The organism is Nocardioides sp. OK12, from assembly GCF_024341885.1.
Taxonomy (GTDB): Bacteria; Actinomycetota; Actinomycetes; order Propionibacteriales; family Nocardioidaceae; genus Nocardioides; species Nocardioides marinisabuli.
In genome coordinates, this window is sequence record NZ_BNET01000006.1 from 346,362 (window position 1) to 362,379 (window position 16,018).

Annotated in this window: 14 protein-coding genes; 11 read left to right on the forward strand and 3 right to left on the reverse strand. The window is 73.1% G+C overall.

Going from position 1 to position 16,018, the window contains the following annotated elements:
* Positions 1–205 precede the first annotated feature (205 nt).
* The 5 genes from OCU29_RS17025 to OCU29_RS17045 all read left to right on the forward strand — a co-directional run bounded on the left by OCU29_RS17025 (position 206) and on the right by OCU29_RS17045 (position 4,601).
* Positions 206–1,003, forward strand: coding sequence for a transporter substrate-binding domain-containing protein (locus OCU29_RS17025; protein WP_261820854.1), 798 nt, complete (start codon positions 206–208; stop codon positions 1,001–1,003).
* Positions 1,004–1,050: 47 nt separating this feature from the next.
* Positions 1,051–1,836, forward strand: coding sequence for an amino acid ABC transporter permease (locus OCU29_RS17030; protein WP_261820855.1), 786 nt, complete (start codon positions 1,051–1,053; stop codon positions 1,834–1,836).
* 4 nt (positions 1,837–1,840) lie between these two features.
* A complete protein-coding gene (locus tag OCU29_RS17035; RefSeq protein ID WP_258017168.1) occupies positions 1,841–2,590 on the forward strand; it encodes an amino acid ABC transporter ATP-binding protein in 750 nt (249 codons plus the stop codon).
* A gap of 31 nt (positions 2,591–2,621) precedes the next feature.
* The gene (locus OCU29_RS17040) at positions 2,622–3,125 is read left to right on the forward strand and encodes a DinB family protein (protein WP_261820856.1); all 504 of its coding nucleotides are present in this window, start codon (positions 2,622–2,624) and stop codon (positions 3,123–3,125) included.
* Between the two features lie 111 nt (positions 3,126–3,236).
* The gene (locus OCU29_RS17045) at positions 3,237–4,601 is read left to right on the forward strand and encodes a short-chain fatty acid transporter (protein ID WP_261820857.1); all 1,365 of its coding nucleotides are present in this window, start codon (positions 3,237–3,239) and stop codon (positions 4,599–4,601) included.
* Between the two features lie 22 nt (positions 4,602–4,623).
* Here OCU29_RS17045 and OCU29_RS17050 read toward each other — a convergent pair whose 3' ends face one another.
* Together OCU29_RS17050 and OCU29_RS17055 are read right to left on the reverse strand one after the other, a co-directional pair.
* Positions 4,624–5,958 carry a M20/M25/M40 family metallo-hydrolase gene (locus tag OCU29_RS17050; RefSeq protein WP_261820858.1) on the reverse strand — a complete coding sequence of 445 codons (1,335 nt, stop codon included), beginning with the start codon at positions 5,956–5,958 and terminating at the stop codon, positions 4,624–4,626.
* The gene (locus OCU29_RS17055) at positions 5,955–8,156 is read right to left on the reverse strand and encodes a prolyl oligopeptidase family serine peptidase (protein WP_261820859.1); all 2,202 of its coding nucleotides are present in this window, start codon (positions 8,154–8,156) and stop codon (positions 5,955–5,957) included. Before OCU29_RS17055 ends, OCU29_RS17050 begins: the two co-directional genes overlap by 4 nt.
* A gap of 78 nt (positions 8,157–8,234) precedes the next feature.
* Here OCU29_RS17055 and OCU29_RS17060 point away from each other — a divergent pair, with 78 nt between their 5' ends.
* From OCU29_RS17060 to OCU29_RS17080, 5 genes are read left to right on the forward strand one after another with little or no spacing between them, the layout of a single operon-like run.
* A complete protein-coding gene (locus tag OCU29_RS17060) occupies positions 8,235–10,064 on the forward strand; it encodes an ABC transporter substrate-binding protein (protein ID WP_261820860.1) in 1,830 nt (609 codons plus the stop codon).
* The gene (locus tag OCU29_RS17065) at positions 10,061–11,104 is read left to right on the forward strand and encodes an ABC transporter permease (RefSeq protein WP_261820861.1); all 1,044 of its coding nucleotides are present in this window, start codon (positions 10,061–10,063) and stop codon (positions 11,102–11,104) included. Before OCU29_RS17060 ends, OCU29_RS17065 begins: the two co-directional genes overlap by 4 nt.
* Positions 11,101–12,021: an ABC transporter permease gene (locus tag OCU29_RS17070; RefSeq protein ID WP_258017169.1), complete on the forward strand. Its 921-nt coding sequence runs from the start codon at positions 11,101–11,103 to the stop codon at positions 12,019–12,021. The genes OCU29_RS17065 and OCU29_RS17070 overlap by 4 nt, the downstream gene beginning before the upstream one ends.
* On the forward strand, positions 12,018–12,986 hold the full coding sequence (locus OCU29_RS17075) for an ABC transporter ATP-binding protein (RefSeq protein ID WP_261820862.1): 969 nt from the start codon (positions 12,018–12,020) through the stop codon (positions 12,984–12,986). The genes OCU29_RS17070 and OCU29_RS17075 overlap by 4 nt, the downstream gene beginning before the upstream one ends.
* A complete protein-coding gene (locus tag OCU29_RS17080) occupies positions 12,983–14,038 on the forward strand; it encodes an ABC transporter ATP-binding protein (RefSeq protein WP_261820863.1) in 1,056 nt (351 codons plus the stop codon). Before OCU29_RS17075 ends, OCU29_RS17080 begins: the two co-directional genes overlap by 4 nt.
* Before the next feature lie 12 nt (positions 14,039–14,050).
* On the opposite strand, the gene OCU29_RS17085 is transcribed toward OCU29_RS17080, so the two are convergent.
* On the reverse strand, positions 14,051–14,449 hold the full coding sequence (locus tag OCU29_RS17085) for a hypothetical protein (protein ID WP_261820864.1): 399 nt from the start codon (positions 14,447–14,449) through the stop codon (positions 14,051–14,053).
* A gap of 93 nt (positions 14,450–14,542) precedes the next feature.
* Here OCU29_RS17085 and OCU29_RS17090 point away from each other — a divergent pair, with 93 nt between their 5' ends.
* Positions 14,543–15,901: a NupC/NupG family nucleoside CNT transporter gene (locus tag OCU29_RS17090; protein ID WP_261820865.1), complete on the forward strand. Its 1,359-nt coding sequence runs from the start codon at positions 14,543–14,545 to the stop codon at positions 15,899–15,901.
* Positions 15,902–16,018: the final 117 nt, after the last annotated feature.

Below are 16,018 nucleotides of genomic sequence, written 5' to 3' on the forward strand. Positions count from 1 at the left end.
GATCGGCGAGCTGGACGCAATCTAAAGAGGACTCTTTCGGCGAAGGGGAGAAGGTGCCGAAATTTGTCCGGCGAAACCTGCTCGACACACACCGGGCCAGACCACCGCCGCCGTCCTCCGGCCGTACCCCGCCGGGTGTCGCGGTGCTGGGCTCGTTGGGTGGGCGTGTGCGTCGGGACAGGTGGCCGATCGTTACGATCGAGGGGTGAACACGTCCCAGGCACTCAAGACCCTGTCCGTGGCTACGGCCCTCGCCCTGAGCCTGTCGGCCTGCGGCTCCGACGAGCCCGAGGCCGCCGAGGGCGAGCCCGAGGTGATCTCGGCCGGCCAGCTCACCGTGTGCACCGACGCGCCGTACAAGCCGTTCGAGTACCCCGACGCCTCCTCGCCGACCGGCTACACCGGCTTCGACATGGAGATCGTCGACGCGATCGCCGCCGGGATGGACCTCGAGGTCGTCGTCAAGGACGCCGGCTTCGACGGCCTGCAGAGCGGCGCGTCGCTGGCCGCCGGGCAGTGCGACCTGGTCGCCAGCGCGATGACGATCACCGACGAGCGCGAGGAGAACCTCGACTTCTCCGACCCCTACTACGACTCCAAGCAGTCGCTGCTGGCCGAGGCCGGCGGCGACATCGCCTCGATCGACGACCTCGACGGCCAGAAGGTGGGCGTCCAGCAGGGCACCACCGGCGCGCAGTACGCCAAGGACAACGTGCCCGACGGCGCCGAGCTGGTCTCCTTCCCCAGCGACGCCGAGCTCTACGCCGCGCTCAACTCCGGTGGTGTCGCGGCGGTGCTGCAGGACCTGCCGGTCAACCTCGACCACACCGAGGACGGCGCCTACGAGATCGTCGAGGAGTACGACACCGACGAGTCCTACGGCTTCGCGGTCAAGGAGGAGGGCAGCGAGGACCTCCTCGAGGCCATCAACGAGAACCTCCAGGCGATCCGCGACAGCGGCGAGTACGACACCATCTACGAGAAGTACTTCTCCGACTCCTGACGCTGCTGCGTCCTCGTCCGTAGCCGACCACCGTTGAGGAGTCCCTCGTGAAGAGGACCACGAAGACCCGTCTCACCCGCGGGTCGCTGTACGCGATCTTCGTGGCCGCCGTCGCCGCGCTGGTCCTGGCCGCGGACTGGCCGGCCATCCAGGAGGCGTTCTTCGACGTCGAGATCGCCAAGGACCTCTTCCCAGACGTGGTCGTGGTCGCGGCGAAGAACACGATCATCTACACCGCGATCGCCTTCGCGGGGGGCATGGTCTTCGGCCTGGTCCTCGCGTTGATGAAGCTCTCGCCGGTGGCGCCCTACCGGTGGGTCGCGACGGCCTACATCGAGTTCTTCCGAGGCCTGCCGGCCCTGCTGGTGATCTTCACCTTCGCCTTCGCGGTGCCGATCGCCTTCCAGTGGCGCCCGCCCGGTGGCAACGCGGGAGCAGGCCTGATCGCGCTCATCGTCGTCTCGGCGGCCTACATCGCCGAGACGATCCGCGCCGGCATCCAGGCGGTCCCCAAGGGCCAGGTCGAGGCGGCCCACTCGCTGGGCATGCCGGCGGGCTGGACGATGATCTCGGTGGTGCTGCCGCAGGCCTTCCGGATCGTGATCCCTCCGCTGACGAACGAGCTGGTGATCCTCATCAAGGACACCTCGCTGCTGTTCATCGTCGGCATGACCCTGTCGCAGCAGGAGCTCACCACGTTCGCCCGCGACGGGGTCTCCTCGGTGGCGAACTCGACGCCGCTGACCATCGCAGCCCTGATGTACCTGGCCGTCACCCTGCCGCTGACCCGGCTGGTGGCCTTCATGGAGCGCCGCGGCGCGAGAGGACGTTGACCACGTGACGAGCAACCCCGCCTACGAGCACGCGATCGACGTCCAGCAGCTGCACAAGTCGTTCGGCGACAACGAGGTCCTCAAGGGCATCGACTTCCACGTCGACGACGGCCAGGTGGTCTGCGTCATCGGGCCCTCGGGCTCGGGCAAGTCGACGCTGCTGCGCTGCGTCAACCGGTTGGAGGTGCCGACCAAGGGCCGGGTCCTCGTCGAGGGCGTCGACATCACCGACCCGGAGACCGACCTCAACGAGGTGCGCTCGCGGATCGGGATGGTCTTCCAGTCCTTCAACCTCTTCCCGCACCTGACCGTCACCGCCAACCTGACCCTGGCCCAGCGCCGGGTCAAGAAGCGGAGCAAGGACGAGGCGCGTGAGTGCGCGCTGAGGAACCTCGAGCGGGTGGGTCTCTCGGACAAGGCCGACGCCTACCCCGCGCACCTCTCCGGCGGCCAGCAGCAGCGGGTGGCGATCGCCCGGGCGCTGTCGATGGACCCCGACCTGATGCTCTTCGACGAGCCGACCAGCGCGCTGGACCCCGAGCTCGTCGGCGACGTGCTCGCGGTGATGAAGTCGCTGGCCTCCGAGGGCATGACGATGATGGTCGTGACCCACGAGATGGGCTTCGCCCGCGAGGTCGGCGACAAGCTGGTCTTCATGGACGAGGGCGTCATCATGGAGGAGGGCGACCCCGCCGAGGTGCTCTCCGACCCGCAGCACGAGCGCACCCAGGAGTTCCTCTCCAAGGTGCTGTGACGGCCCTGCCCGGGCGGCGTACGGTCGGGGCATGACGCCCGGTGAGCTGCTGGCCGACTCCCTCGACCGCACCGCACAGAACGTCGAGTCCGTCCTCGACGGCCTCGGCGCCGACGACCTGGCGCACCGCCCGGCGCCCGGGGCGAACTCGATCGCCTGGTTGGTCTGGCACCTGACCCGCATCTACGACGACCACGTCGCCGCGGCCGCCGGGCGCGAGCAGGTGCACGTCGCGTCCGGGTACGCCGAGCGGCTCGGGCTGCCGTTCGACGCCGCCGACACCGGCTACGGGCACGGCGACGACGAGGTGGCCGCGGTCCGGGTGCCGGGCGACCTGCTCGGCGCCTACCTCCGTGCGGTGCACGAGGCGATGCGCCCCTGGGTGCGGGCGCTGGACGACTCCGACCTCGACCGGGTCGTCGACGAGCGCTGGGACCCGCCGGTCAACCTCGGGGTGCGGCTGGTCTCCGTGGCCGACGACTGCGCCCAGCACGCCGGGCAGGCGGCGTACGTGCGGGGGCTGCTGGGCCGCTGAGCCCCCGACCCGCCCGCCGGGTGCTGGACGGGGTGGTTGACGCCCGGCCCGCTCCTGAGATGGGGTGAGCCAGGCCACAGCCGTCTCGGGCGTGGCGCCTCGGGAGGACGCATGCTGCGCAAGATCGCCGGTCCGGCGAGCCGTTTCGTCGAACGCTGGATGCCGGGGGCCTTCGTGTTCGCGGTCGCCCTGACCCTGCTGGTGGCGGTGCTGTCGCTGACGCTGACCGACACCGGTCCGCGCGAGCTCACGCTGGCCTGGGGCGACGGGCTGACCGGGCTGCTGGCGTTCATGACCCAGGTCGCGCTGGTGCTGCTGCTGGGCTACACGCTCGCGAACCTGCCGCCGGTGCACCGGCTGCTGACCGCGGTGGCGGGGGTGCCGCGCACCCCGCGGGCGGCGTACGCGTTCGTCACCGTGGTGGCCGGCCTGGCCTCGCTGCTCAGCTTCGGCCTCGGCCTCATCGTCGGCGGGGTGGTGGCCGTCGAGGTGGCGCGCCGCTTCCGCGACCGGGGCACGCCCCTGCACTACCCGCTGCTGGTGGCCTCGGGGTACACCGGCTTCGTGGTCTGGCACATGGGCTACTCGGGCTCGGGGCCGCTCAACGCCGCCACCGAGACCGGGGTCTACGCCACCACGCTCGGGATGGGCGTGGTGCCCGTCTCCGAGACCATCTTCGCCTGGTGGAACCTCGTCGCCGTCGCGGTGACGCTGCTGGTGATCGCGGTGGCGATGCCGCTGATGGCGCCCGGCGAGGGGGAACCGGTGCGGCCCGCCCCCGACGCCGTCTTCGAGGACTCCCAGGAACCCGCCGGCGCCGCCGCGGGTGCCCCGCAGGAGCAGGGCTCGCCCGCCGACCGGCTCGAGACCTCACGCCTGGTCACCTCGGTGATGGGCGTGGCGCTGGGCCTCTACCTGGTCCTGCACTTCCTCGACAACGGCTTCGACCTGACCCTCGACATCGTCAACTGGACGTTCCTGTGCCTGGTGCTGCTGGTCGTCGCCAACGCCCGCCAGCTCGCGGCGCTCGTGGCCCGCGGCGGCCGCACCGTCGTCGAGGTGCTGCTGCAGTACCCCCTGTACGCCGGCATCGCGGCGATGATGGCCGCCAGCGGGCTGGCCGAGATGCTGAGCAGCTGGGTCGTCGACGCCGCCACCCCCGGCACCCTGGGGGTCTTCGCGTTCCTCTCCGCCGGGCTGCTCAACCTCTTCGTGCCCTCGGGTGGCGGCCAGTTTGCGCTCCAGGCGCCGATCTTCGCCTCCGCGGCGGAGTCCCTCGACGTCACCCAGCCGGTGGTCATCATGGCGATCGCCTATGGCGACCAGTGGACCAACATGATCCAGCCGTTCTGGGCGGTGCCCCTGCTGGCCGTGGCGGGTCTGCGGGTGCGCGACATCATGGGCTACACCAGCGTGGTGCTGGTGGTCACCGGCGTCGTCTTCGTCTCCACGCTGCTGCTCGTCGGCGCGGGCTGAGCGCGGCCCAGCTCAGCCCGGCTCAGCCCAGCAGCCGGCGGGCCAGGGCCTCGTGGAACTCGACGCTGTGGAGCAGGTCGTCGACGTGGATGCGCTCGTCGGCGTTGTGGAAGCCCTCCGCGACCACCTCCGCCGAGGTCGCCCGGTAGGGGTTGAAGCCGTACGCCGTCGTGCCGGCGCCGGCGCGCAGGTAGACCGAGTCGGTGAAGCCGGTGCCCAGCAGCGGCAGCAGGCTGCCGGTCTCGCCCTGCTGGGCGAGCACCGCGCCGATCGCGTCGATGAGCGGTGACTCCTCGGGGCTGCTGCTGCCGGCCACCAGGTGCTCGGGCCAGGTCAGCTCGTAGCGCAGGTCGTCGCCCAGCCGGGCCCGGACCGCGCGCTCGACGTCGGCTTCGGTGGTGCCCGGGAGGATCCGGCAGTCCAGCTCGACCCAGGCCCGGGCCGGCATCACGTTGCGCTTGGACGAGCCGCCGACCAGGGTCGGCGCCATCGTGGTGCCCACCAGCGCCGGGAGCACGTCGAGCAGCAGCGGCTGCAGCCGCCCGGCGCGGGCCAGCGCCTCGTCGAGGTCGCCCGGCGGCTCCCCGAGCAGGATCTCCAGGGTGCGCTCGAGCAGCGGCGAGCGCTGCGGCTCGGCGGTGCCGAGCCCGATCCGGCGCAGCACCTCGCCCAGGTGCGGCACCGCGTTGTCGCCGATCGTGGGCGTCGAGGCGTGGCCGGCCTCGCCGACGGCGGTGACGCGCACCGGGTAGGTGCCCTTCTCGCCGACCCCCACCGGTAGCACGACGCGCCCGTCGCTGAGCACCATCCGCTCGCCGCCGCCCTCGTTGAGCGCCAGGTCGGGACGGATGTCGGGGCGTGCCTCGAGCAGCCAGCGCATCCCCACGTCGTACATGCCGTCCTCCTCGTCGGCGACGGCCAGCAGCCACAGGTCGCCGCGCGGGCGGAAGCCGGAGCGGGCCAGGGCGGCCATCGCGACCGCGCGCCCGGCGACCTCCCCCTTCATGTCGATCGCGCCGCGCCCCCACAGCCAGCCCGCGTCGTCGACGACGGCCTCGAACGGCGGGTGGGTCCAGTCGCGCGGGTCGGCCGGCACCACGTCGGTGTGCCCGACGAAGGCCAGCGACGGCGCCCCGCCGGTGCCGGGGATGCGGGCGACCAGGTTGGCGCGCCGCTCGTCGCGCGCGACCAGCTCGCACTCGACGCCGTGGCCGCTGAGGTAGTCGTGGAGGTACTCCGCGGCCTGCGTCTCCTCGCCGGGTGCGCGCCCCAGCGCCTCGGCGGGCGCGTTGCTGGTGTCCATCCGGATCAGGTCGCGGGCGACCCGCAGCACCTCGTCGTGCACGCCGGCGGTCATCGCGCGCCGTCCTTCCTGCTGTCCTGGTCGGTGTCCTGGCCGGTCTCCTGGTCGGTGATCTTGTCGAGGACCCACGCGTAGACCTCGGCCTCGTAGTGCAGGTGGCCCAGGCGCCCCGAGGGCCCGGAGTGGGCGCCGGCGCCCACCTCGCAGCGGAACAGGCAGCGCGGCCCCCACCCGGGGTCGCTGTGCCGCAGCGCGGCCACCCACTTGGCGGGCTCGTGCACCAGCACCCGCGGGTCGTGCAGCGCGCCGGTGACCAGCAGGTCCGGGCGCGAGCCCGCCGGCGGCAGGTTGTCGTACGGCGAGTAGGCCAGCATCCACGCGTGCTCGTCGGGCCGGCGCGGGTCGCCCCACTCCTCCCACTCGTTGACCGTCAGCGGAATGCTGGCGTCGAGCATCGTGGTGACCACGTCGACGAACGGCACCTCGGCGACCACCGCCCGCCAGCGCTCCGGCCGCTGGCTGAGCACCGCACCCTGGAGGAGGCCGCCCGCGCTCAGGCCCCGGGTGGCCAGGCGGCGCCCGTCGACGAGGCCGTCGAGCGCGTCGGCGACGGCGAGGTGGTCGGTGAAGGAGTGCTGCTTGGCCGCCAGCCGGCCGTCGAGCCACCAGCGCCGGCCGCCCTCGCCGCCGCCGCGCACGTGCACGTGGGCGAAGACCACGCCCCGGTCGAGCAGGCTGGGCAGGGCCGGGTCGAAGTCGGGCTCGAAGACGTACTCGTAGGCGCCGTAGGCGTAGAGCAGCGCCGGGGCGGTGCCGTCGAGCGGGGTGTCGCGGTGCCGCACGAGCGTCACCGGCACCGGGGTGGCGTCGGTGGAGGGGAACCAGCGGCGCTCGGTCACGTAGCGCGCGGGGTCGTGGCCCGGGGCCTCCTGCCGCCCCAGCTCGCGCTGGCCGCCGCTGGCCAGGTCGACCTCGAGCCACCTGGTGGGCTCGACGTGCGCGCGGTCGTGGACCGTCACGGCCGTGGCGTCGTAGTCGGTGCAGCGACCCAGGTGCACGGCGCCGCCGGGGAAGCCGCTGGCGACCACCAGCCCCGGGCCGGCCAGGTCGTCGTGCGGCAGCAGGCGCAACCGGTGCTCGGCCTGCGTGCGCAGGCCGAGCACCACGTGGCCGGCGAAGGCGTCGACCCGCTCGAGGCGCTCGGCGGGGTCCTCGGGGCGGACCTCCACCCAGGAGGTCTCGTCCTGGCCCTCCGCGGTCGCGGGCACGGGCGCGCGGACCAGCCGCATCTCCTCGGCACCGTCGTCGGTGACGAGCAGGAGGTGGCCGCCGCCGGGCCCGCGCACGTGCTCGGCGCGGTAGACCACGCCGGGGCGCCGGCCCCCGACCGAGCGGGGGGCCGCGGTCGGGTCGGCCGTCGCGACCACCCAGGTCTCGCCGGTGGTGCGGCTCTCGCTGGTGATGATGACCAGCTCGCCGCTGCGGCTGGCGCGCAGGTGCAGCTCGTGGGCCTCGTCGGGCTCGCTGAGCACCAGCACGTCGTCGGCCACGTCGCTGCCCAGCCGGTGCCGCCAGACCTGGTGGGGGCGGTAGGCGTCGTCGTGGACGATGTAGAAGAACTCGCGGGAGTCCGCGCTCCAGGCCCCGCCGTAGTAGCAGCGTGCGACCTCGTCGGGCAGGTCGGCGCCGGTGCGCAGGTCGCGGAAGCGCAGCCGGTAGACCTCGTCGCCGGTGGTGTCGACGGCGTGGGCCAGCACCTGCTCGTCGGGGCTCACCAGGGCCAGCCCGAGCTCGAGGTGGCCGCTGCCGGTGTCGAGCTCGCCGACGTCCAGGACGACCTCGTCGCGGGTCTTGTCGGCACCCTCGGAGCGGCCACGGAAAACATCGGTAAAATCTTGATCCGCAACGGATTCCGTCTCAGAATGTGACTTATTACCACGGATTCTTCGGCGAATAACCGCGTACTCACTACCGGCCGGGTGCTCGGTGTAGTAGGAGTACCTCGAGCGGTCCCACGAGGGTGACCGCTCGTCGTTCGGCACCCGGGACGCCATCTCGGAGGCCAGCCCCACCACCTGGGAGTGCAGATGCGCAGAGGCAGCGTCGTAGTAGGACCGCTCGGCGGCGAGGTGCGCCAGCACCTCCGGCGAGGACACGTCGTGCAGCCAGGCGAAGGGGTCGGGTCGCTCGACCCCGTGCTCGCGGTGGGCGTGGGTGCGCGGAGCGGCGACCGGGGGCGCGGGTGGCTTCACGGGCGTCAAGGTACGACGAAGCGGCGCGCCGCGGCAGGGGTCCGGCCGACCGGTGCGCGGGCCCGCGCACTCGTGGGGGTGCTGGCTGCCTGCCTGCTGCCGCTCGGCCTGCTGGCCGGCCCGGGCGGCGCGGCCGCGTCGACGAGCCAGGGCGAGGACCCGGTGCGGTTCACCGTCGCGCTGCTCAACGAGGTCGACAGCTTCAACCCCTTCCTCGGCATCGAGGTCGAGTCCTACGAGATGTGGGCGCTGACCTACGACTACCTGGTGGACTTCTCCACCGACGACCTGTCCCTGCAGCCCTCGCTGGCCACCGACTGGGAGAGCAGCGACGACGGGCTGGAGTGGCGCTTCACCATCCGCGACGACGTCACCTGGTCCGACGGCGAGCCGCTGACCGCCGACGACCTGGCCTTCACCTACGGCCGGGTGCTGGGCAAGGGACCCGAGGCCGCCACCTGGAAGTCGTGGCTGGCCGGCGTCACCGACGTCGAGGCCACCGACGACACGACGCTGGTGATGACGCTGTCGCGGCCCAACAGCGTGCTGCCGATGGTGCCGATCCCGATCGTGCCCCAGCACGTGTGGTCGGACGTGACGGGCGAGCAGATGAAGTCCTACGCCGCCGAGCCCACCGACGGTGCGCCGGTGGTCGGCTCCGGGCCGTTCCGGCTCGTCGAGGGCACCGCGGGCGGCTCGACGTACCGCTTCGAGGCCAACCCCGACTACTGGAACGGCGCCCCGCACGTCGACGAGGTCGTCTTCCGGGTCTTCAAGAGCGAGGACCCCGCCGTGCAGGCGCTGGTCAAGGGCGAGGTCGACTTCGTCGAGGGCATCTCTGCGCTCCAGGTCGCCTCGCTGGAGGGCCGCGACGGGGTGCTGGCCCAGAACGCCGACACCCCGGGCTTCGACGAGATCTCCTTCAACGCGGGCTCGGTCGACCTCGAGACCGGGGAGCCGATCGGCGACCCCAACCCGGCCGTGCTCGACCCCGACTTCCGCTTCGCGCTGGGCCTCGCGCTCGACCGCCAGCAGCTGGTCGACACCGTCTACCAGGGGGCCGGGCGGCCCGGCTCGACCATCGTCCCGCCGGGCTACGCGACCTTCCACTGGGAGCCGCCGGCCGAGGACCTGAGCCACGACCCCGAGCGCGCCGCGGCGCTGCTCGACGAGGCGGGCTACACGACGGGCCCCGACGGGATGCGCACCCTGCCCGACGGCTCGCCGATCGGCACCCTGCGCCTCTTCGCCCGCTCCGACTCCGCGACCTCGACCGACGTGATGGCCTACTTCAAGGAGTGGCTCGCCGACCTGGGCATCGACTCCGAGGTGACCACCGTGGAGTCCTCCAAGCTCACCGACATCATCCTGGCCGGCGAGTTCGACGCCTTCGAGTGGGGCTGGTTCGTCGACGCCGACCCGACCTCGATGCTCAGCTACATGACCTGCGACCAGCGGGGCAACTGGTCGGACTCCTGGTACTGCGACGAGGACTACGACGCCCTCTTCGAGCAGCAGGGCTCCGAGCTCGACCCCGAGGCCCGCGCCGAGCAGATCCACTCGATGCAGGAGATGCTCTTCCGCGACGCGCCCTACCTGGTCACGGCCTACAACACCACCGGCCAGGCCGTGCGCAGCGACCGCTTCGCCTGCCTGCTGCAGCAGCCGGCCGGGACCGGGCAGTGGATCTTCCAGCAGGGCACCCACACCTACCGCTCCATCCGGCCCGCCGACGAGGCCGGTGACTGCGACGGCAGCACCGGCGCCACCGAGGCCTCCGAGGCCGGGGCCGACGAGGGCGTCGGCACCGGGGTGCTGGTGGGCATGGGCGGGCTGGCCGTGCTGCTCGCGGCCGGCGCGGCGGTGCTCGTCGTACGCCGGCGTGCGAGCGCGGAGGACCGCGAGTGACCCTCGCGGCCAGTGCCGAGGGGGTGCTCGCGGCCCCGTCGGGCGGGCGCCGGGCGCGCGGCGGCTACGGACGCTACGCCGGGGGCAAGGTGCTGGGCTCGCTCGGCAGCCTGGCGTTCGTGCTCGTGGTCAACTTCTTCCTCTTCCGGGTGCTGCCCGGCGACCCGGCGCGCACGCTGGGCCGGGGCCGGTTCAGCTCGCCGGAGCAGCTCGAGGCCTTCAGCGCGACGTACGGGCTCGAGGAGCCGCTGCCCCGGCAGTTCCTGACCTACCTGGGCAACACGCTCACCGGCGACCTCGGCGTCTCGCTGCGCTACCGGGTGCCGGTCGCCGACCTGCTGCTCGACCGGATCGGGCCGACCCTGCTGCTGGTCGGCACCTCGACGCTGCTGGCCGCGATGATCGGGATGTGGCTGGGCACCCGCGCGGCCTGGGCCCACGGGCAGCGCTTCGACCGGCTCTCGACCGGCGCCTCGCTGACCCTCTACTCGATGCCCGAGTGGTGGCTGGGGCTGCTGCTCATCGCCACCCTGGCCGTCGGGTTCGGGCCGGTGCCCGGGCTGTTCCCCACCGGCGGGCTGCACTCCGTCGACGTCGACCCCTGGTCGCCGGGCGGGGTGCTCGACGTGGCGCGCCACCTCACGCTGCCGGTGCTGACCCTGACCCTGGCCTACCTGGCCGACTACGCGCTCATCATGCGCAGCTCGCTGCTCGACGAGCTGGGCTCGGACTACCTGACCACCGCCCGGGCCAAGGGCCTGCGCGACGTCGCGGTGCGCAACCGTCACGCCGTGCCCAACGCCCTCCTGCCCGCCACCACGGTGCTCGCGCTCAACTTCGGGTTCGTGGTCGCCGGCGCGATCACCGTCGAGACCGTCTTCTCCATCCCCGGGCTCGGCCTGCTGGCCACCGAGGCGCTGGAGATCCCCGACTACTGGGTGCTCCAGGGCGCGTTCCTGGTGGCCTCGGTCGGCGTCATCCTGGCCAACCTCCTCGCCAACCTGCTGTACGGCGTCCTCGACCCGCGGGTGCGCACGTGAGCGCGGGGGCCGGGGTGGAGGCGGGCGCCAGCGCCGCGCAGCTGGCCCGCCGCCGACGCGCCGAGAGCCGTCGCCGCGGGTGGCGCGAGTTCCGCCGGCACCGCTCGGGCGTGGCCGGGCTCGTCGTCCTCGGCGCGTTCGTGCTGCTGGCCCTGCTGGCGCCCGTGATCGCCGACGCCGAGGGGCTCTCGGTGACCCGCGCCCAGGGCGGGGTCCTGCAGCCGCCCTCGACGACGTACCTGCTCGGCACCGACGACAACGGCCGCTCGGTGCTGACCCTGCTGATCTGGGGAGCCCGCGTCAGCCTGCTGGTGGGGCTGCTCGCGACCGTCATCTCGATGGTGATCGGCACCCTCGTGGGCCTGCTCTCCGGCTACTTCGGCGGCTGGCCCGGGGCCCTGCTCTTCCGGCTCACCGAGTGGTTCCTGGTGATCCCGTTCCTGCCGCTGGCGATCGTGCTGGCCAGCGTGCTGGGCCGCTCGCTGCTCAACATCGCGCTGGTCATCGGGGTGACGTCGTGGACCAGCACCGCGCTGCTGATCCGCAGCCAGACCCTCTCCATCAAGGAGCGCGCCTACCTGGAGCGGGCCCGCGGACTCGGTGCCGGCCACCTGCACCTGCTGCGCCGCCACGTGCTGCCCAACGTGGCGCCGCTCGTCTTCGCCAACACCACCCTGACCGTGGCCGTGGCGATCCTGGCCGAGACCACGCTCAGCTTCCTCGGCCTCGGCGACCCCACGCGGGTCTCGTGGGGCTCGATGCTCGAGGACGCCTTCCGGGTCGGGGCGATCACGACCGGCTCGTGGTGGTTCATCGTGCCGCCCGGGCTGTGCGTGGTGCTGGTGGTGCTCTCCTTCACGCTGATCGGCCAGGCGCTGGAGTCCGTGCTCGACCCCCGGCTCAGGGAGCGACGATGACCGACCTGCTGCAGGTCAGCGACCTGCGTGTCACCTACCGCACCGAGGAGGGACCGCTGGCGGCCGTGCGCGGCATCGACCTGCACGTGGCGCGCGGGGAGGTGCTGGGCATCGCCGGCGAGTCGGGCTGCGGCAAGTCGACCCTGGCCAGCACGGTGCTGCGGCTCCAGCCGGCCTCCGCGGAGGTGAGCGGGACCGTGTCCTTCCAGGGCGACGACGTGCTGACGATGCGCTGGGGCGCGCTGCGCGCGGTGCGCTGGGCGGGCGCCTCGATCGTCTTCCAGGGGGCCCTGCACTCCCTCAACCCGGTGCGCCGCGTCGGCGTGCAGGTGGCCGAGCCGATCCGGGTGCACGAGCCGGAGGTCGCCGACGCCGAGGTCGAGGCCCGCGTCGCGGCGCTGCTCGAGCAGGTCGGGCTGCCGGCCGCGCGGGCGGCGGCGTACCCGCACCAGCTATCGGGCGGTCAGCGCCAGCGGGTGATGATCGCGATGGCCCTGGCCTGCCGCCCCGACCTGGTGGTGGCCGACGAGCCGACCACCGCCCTCGACGTGATGGTCCAGGCGCAGGTGCTCGACCTGCTCTCGGGGCTGGTGCGCGAGCTGGGGGTCGGCATGGTGGTGATCAGCCACGACCTCTCCGTGCTCGCCGAGCTCTGCGACCGCATCGCGGTGATGTACGCCGGCCGCGTGGTCGAGCAGGGGCCGGCCGCCGAGGTCTTCACGCGGGCGCTGCACCCCTACGCCGGCGCGCTGTCGGCGGCCTTCCCCCGCATCGGCGACCCGGCCTCGCGCTACGCCCCCGCGGGCCTGCCCGGCGACCCGCCCGACCCGCGCGCCGAGCTGGTCGGCTGCGCCTTCGCACCGCGCTGCCCGCGGGCCGTGGAGCGCTGCACCACCCAGGAGCCACCGCTGGAGGAGCACCAGCCCGGCCGCACCGCGGCCTGCTGGAGGATCGGGGAGCCATGAGCGCCAGCAGCACCGAGCACACCGGGCACACCGGGCCGATCGGGGCGGCACCCGCGACCGGCACCCACAGCCTCGAGGCGCGCGGGGTGCGCGTCGAGTTCGCCGGCCGCGGGGGAGCCGTGGCCACCGCGCTCGACGGGGCCGACCTGACCGTGCGCTCGGGCGACATCGTCGCCCTGGTGGGCGAGTCGGGCTCGGGCAAGACCACCCTGGCCCGCACCCTCGTCGGCCTCCAGGCGCCCACCTCGGGGGAGGTGCGCCTCGACGGGGCGCCCCTGGGCCGGGGGGCTCGGGCCCTGAAGGCGGTGCGCCGCCAGGTGCAGATGGTCCTCCAGGACCCCGCCGGTGCCCTCAACCCGCGCCACACCGTCTACGAGTCGGTCGCGGAGGGGCTGCGCCTGCACGGCCTGTCGAGCGGTCGCGGTGGCGGCCCGGGCGAGGAGCAGCAGGTCGGTGCCGCGCTGGCCGCCGCCGGGCTGCGACCACCCGAGCGGTTCTACCTGCGCTACCCCCACGAGCTCTCCGGCGGCCAGCGTCAACGGGTCCTGATCGCCGGGGCGCTGGCCCTCGAGCCGCGGCTGCTGGTGGCCGACGAGCCCGTCTCCTCCCTCGACGCCTCGGTGCGCGGCGAGCTGCTCGCGCTGCTGCTGCGGCTGCGCGAGGAGCGCGGCCTCGGGGTGCTCGTGGTCACCCACGACCTGGGGCTGGCCTGGAACATCGCCGACCGGACCGCGGTGATGTACCTGGGCCGGGTCATCGAGTCGGGCCCCACCGAGCAGGTGCTCGGCGACCCCCAGCACCCCTACACGCGGGCGCTGCTCTCGGTGGTGCCCGAGTCGCGGCGGGTCGAGCCCGTGGTGCTGGCGGGCGAGATCCCCGACCCGACCCGCATCCCCGGCGGGTGCCGCTTCCACCCGCGCTGCCCGGCGCTGGCCGACGGCACCGCGGCCGCGGCCGGGGTCGACGCGGCGTGCCGCGGCACCGCGCTCCCGGTGCTCCCCGCGGTCGACGACCACGTCGCGGCGTGCCACCTGCTCGCCGTGCGCGACTGAGCGGCGTACGGCTCAGAAGGTGTCGCGCTGCCCGCCGAGCCAGCGCTTCGCGTCGGGCACGTCGAACCACAGCGAGACCGCGTCGACGACCAGCAGCACCACGAGGTACGCCGCGTACGCACCGCCGACGTCGTCGCGCCCGAGCAGGGCGTAGCCGATGACGCCGAGCAGCGGCACCCACAGCACCACGTGCGGCAGCGCCATCGCCAGCGAGAAGCCGCGGTCGAGGACCATCACGACGCCGTTGACGGCCAGGGCGCCGACCGCGAGCGCGGCGACGAGGGGGCCCAGCGGCTGACCTACGACCACCAGGGCGGCCAGGTTGACCGGCATCAGCACCAGGAAGACCCAGGCCTGCACCGCCAGCGGCAGGCGCTGGGCGCTGCCCAGGACGTCTCGGACCAGACTCATGCGATGCCTCCGGCGGCTCGGTGGTGGGTCGTGCCAGCATGACCCACGCGCCGACCGACCGGTCGCCGACGTACGGGTGCGAGAGGTGGAGCCATGATCGACGTCCTGTGGGGAGCCGGCGGGATGCTGGTGCTGCTGGCCATCGCGGTGGCGGTCTCGAGCGACCGCCGCGCCATCCGCCCGCGCACGGTGCTGGGTGCCCTGGGCCTGCAGATCGTCTTCGGCGTCGTCGTCCTCTACTGGTCGGTGGGCCAGCGGGCCCTCGAGGCGGCCTCGCGGGCCGTGCAGGCCGTCATCGACTCCTCCCGCGAGGGCATCGGCTTCCTCTTCGGCCCGGTCCTGCCCGAGGAGGGCCAGGTCTTCGCCTTCCAGGTGCTGCCGGTCATCGTCTTCTTCGCCTCGCTGACCGCGGTGCTCTACCACCTCGGCATCCTGCAGCGAGTCGTACGCGTGCTCGGCGGCGGCCTGGGCTGGCTGCTCGGCACCGAGAAGGCCGAGTCGACCAACGCCGCCGCCAACATCTTCGTCGGCCAGACCGAGGCGCCGCTGGTGATCCGGCCGTACGTCGCCGGGCTGTCGCGCTCCGGTCTCTTCGCGGTGATGGTCGGTGGGCTCTCGACCGTCGCCGGGTCGGTGCTGGTGGGCTACTCGCTGCTCGGCGCGCGCCTCGACTACCTGATCGCCGCCAGCTTCATGGCGGCGCCGGGAGCGCTGCTGATGGCCAAGATCATCCTGCCCGAGGAGCGGGTGGACGACGAGGCCGAGCAGGGTGGGCAGGACCGGTCGCCCAGCGCGGTCCCGAGCGGAGCGGCGTCCGGCAGCGCCGAGGACGACGGCGCGGACTCCGAGGACAGGGACTGGTCCAGCGCCGACGAGGTCCTGCGCGCCGAGAAGGAGGCGGCCGAGAGCAAGGGGCCGGCCGACGACGGGATGCGGGCGCGCAACGTCATCGACGCCGCCGCCAACGGTGCCGCCGACGGGCTCAAGCTGGCCGCGACGATCGGCGCGATGCTGCTGGCGTTCATCTCGCTGATCGCGCTGCTCAACCTGCTGGTCGGCGGTGTCGGTGGCTGGTTCGGCGCCGGGGACCTGACCATCGAGGAGATCCTCGGCTATGTCTTCGCGCCGCTGATGTCGGCGATCGGTGTGCCGTGGGGCGAGGCGGTCGAGGCGGGAAGCTTCGTGGGCCAGAAGGTCGTGGTCAACGAGTTCGTCGCCTTCGCCAACCTCGGCGAGGTGATCGGCGGCTTCAGCGACAAGACCGCCGCCATCGTCACCTTCGCGCTGACCGGCTTCGCCAACCTCGGCTCGCTCGGCATCCTGCTCGGCGGGCTCGGCGGCATCGCCCCCGAGCGTCGTCCCGACATCGCCTCGCTCGGGCTGCGTGCGATCCTCGCCGCCACCCTGGCCAACCTGATGAGCGCGGCGATCGCCGGCATCCTGATCGGCTGACGCCGCCGGCGCCCCGACCGACCGGTCGATGGTGCGAAAGTGACGGCGAAATCAGGGGGCGGACGCAACACCTTTGGTGTGGTCTTCTTCGAGCAACTTAGCGAAGACCTCGGCGGG

Coding starts and splice junctions, on each gene's coding strand:
- OCU29_RS17090 (WP_261820865.1), top strand. CDS start 14,543: ATGATCGACGTCCTGTGGGGAGCCGGCGGGATGCTGGTGCTGCTGGCC.
- OCU29_RS17080 (WP_261820863.1), top strand. CDS start 12,983: ATGAGCGCCAGCAGCACCGAGCACACCGGGCACACCGGGCCGATCGGG.
- OCU29_RS17075 (WP_261820862.1), top strand. CDS start 12,018: ATGACCGACCTGCTGCAGGTCAGCGACCTGCGTGTCACCTACCGCACC.
- OCU29_RS17085 (WP_261820864.1), bottom strand. CDS start 14,449: ATGAGTCTGGTCCGAGACGTCCTGGGCAGCGCCCAGCGCCTGCCGCTG.
- OCU29_RS17050 (WP_261820858.1), bottom strand. CDS start 5,958: ATGACCGCCGGCGTGCACGACGAGGTGCTGCGGGTCGCCCGCGACCTG.
- OCU29_RS17045 (WP_261820857.1), top strand. CDS start 3,237: ATGCTGCGCAAGATCGCCGGTCCGGCGAGCCGTTTCGTCGAACGCTGG.
- OCU29_RS17040 (WP_261820856.1), top strand. CDS start 2,622: ATGACGCCCGGTGAGCTGCTGGCCGACTCCCTCGACCGCACCGCACAG.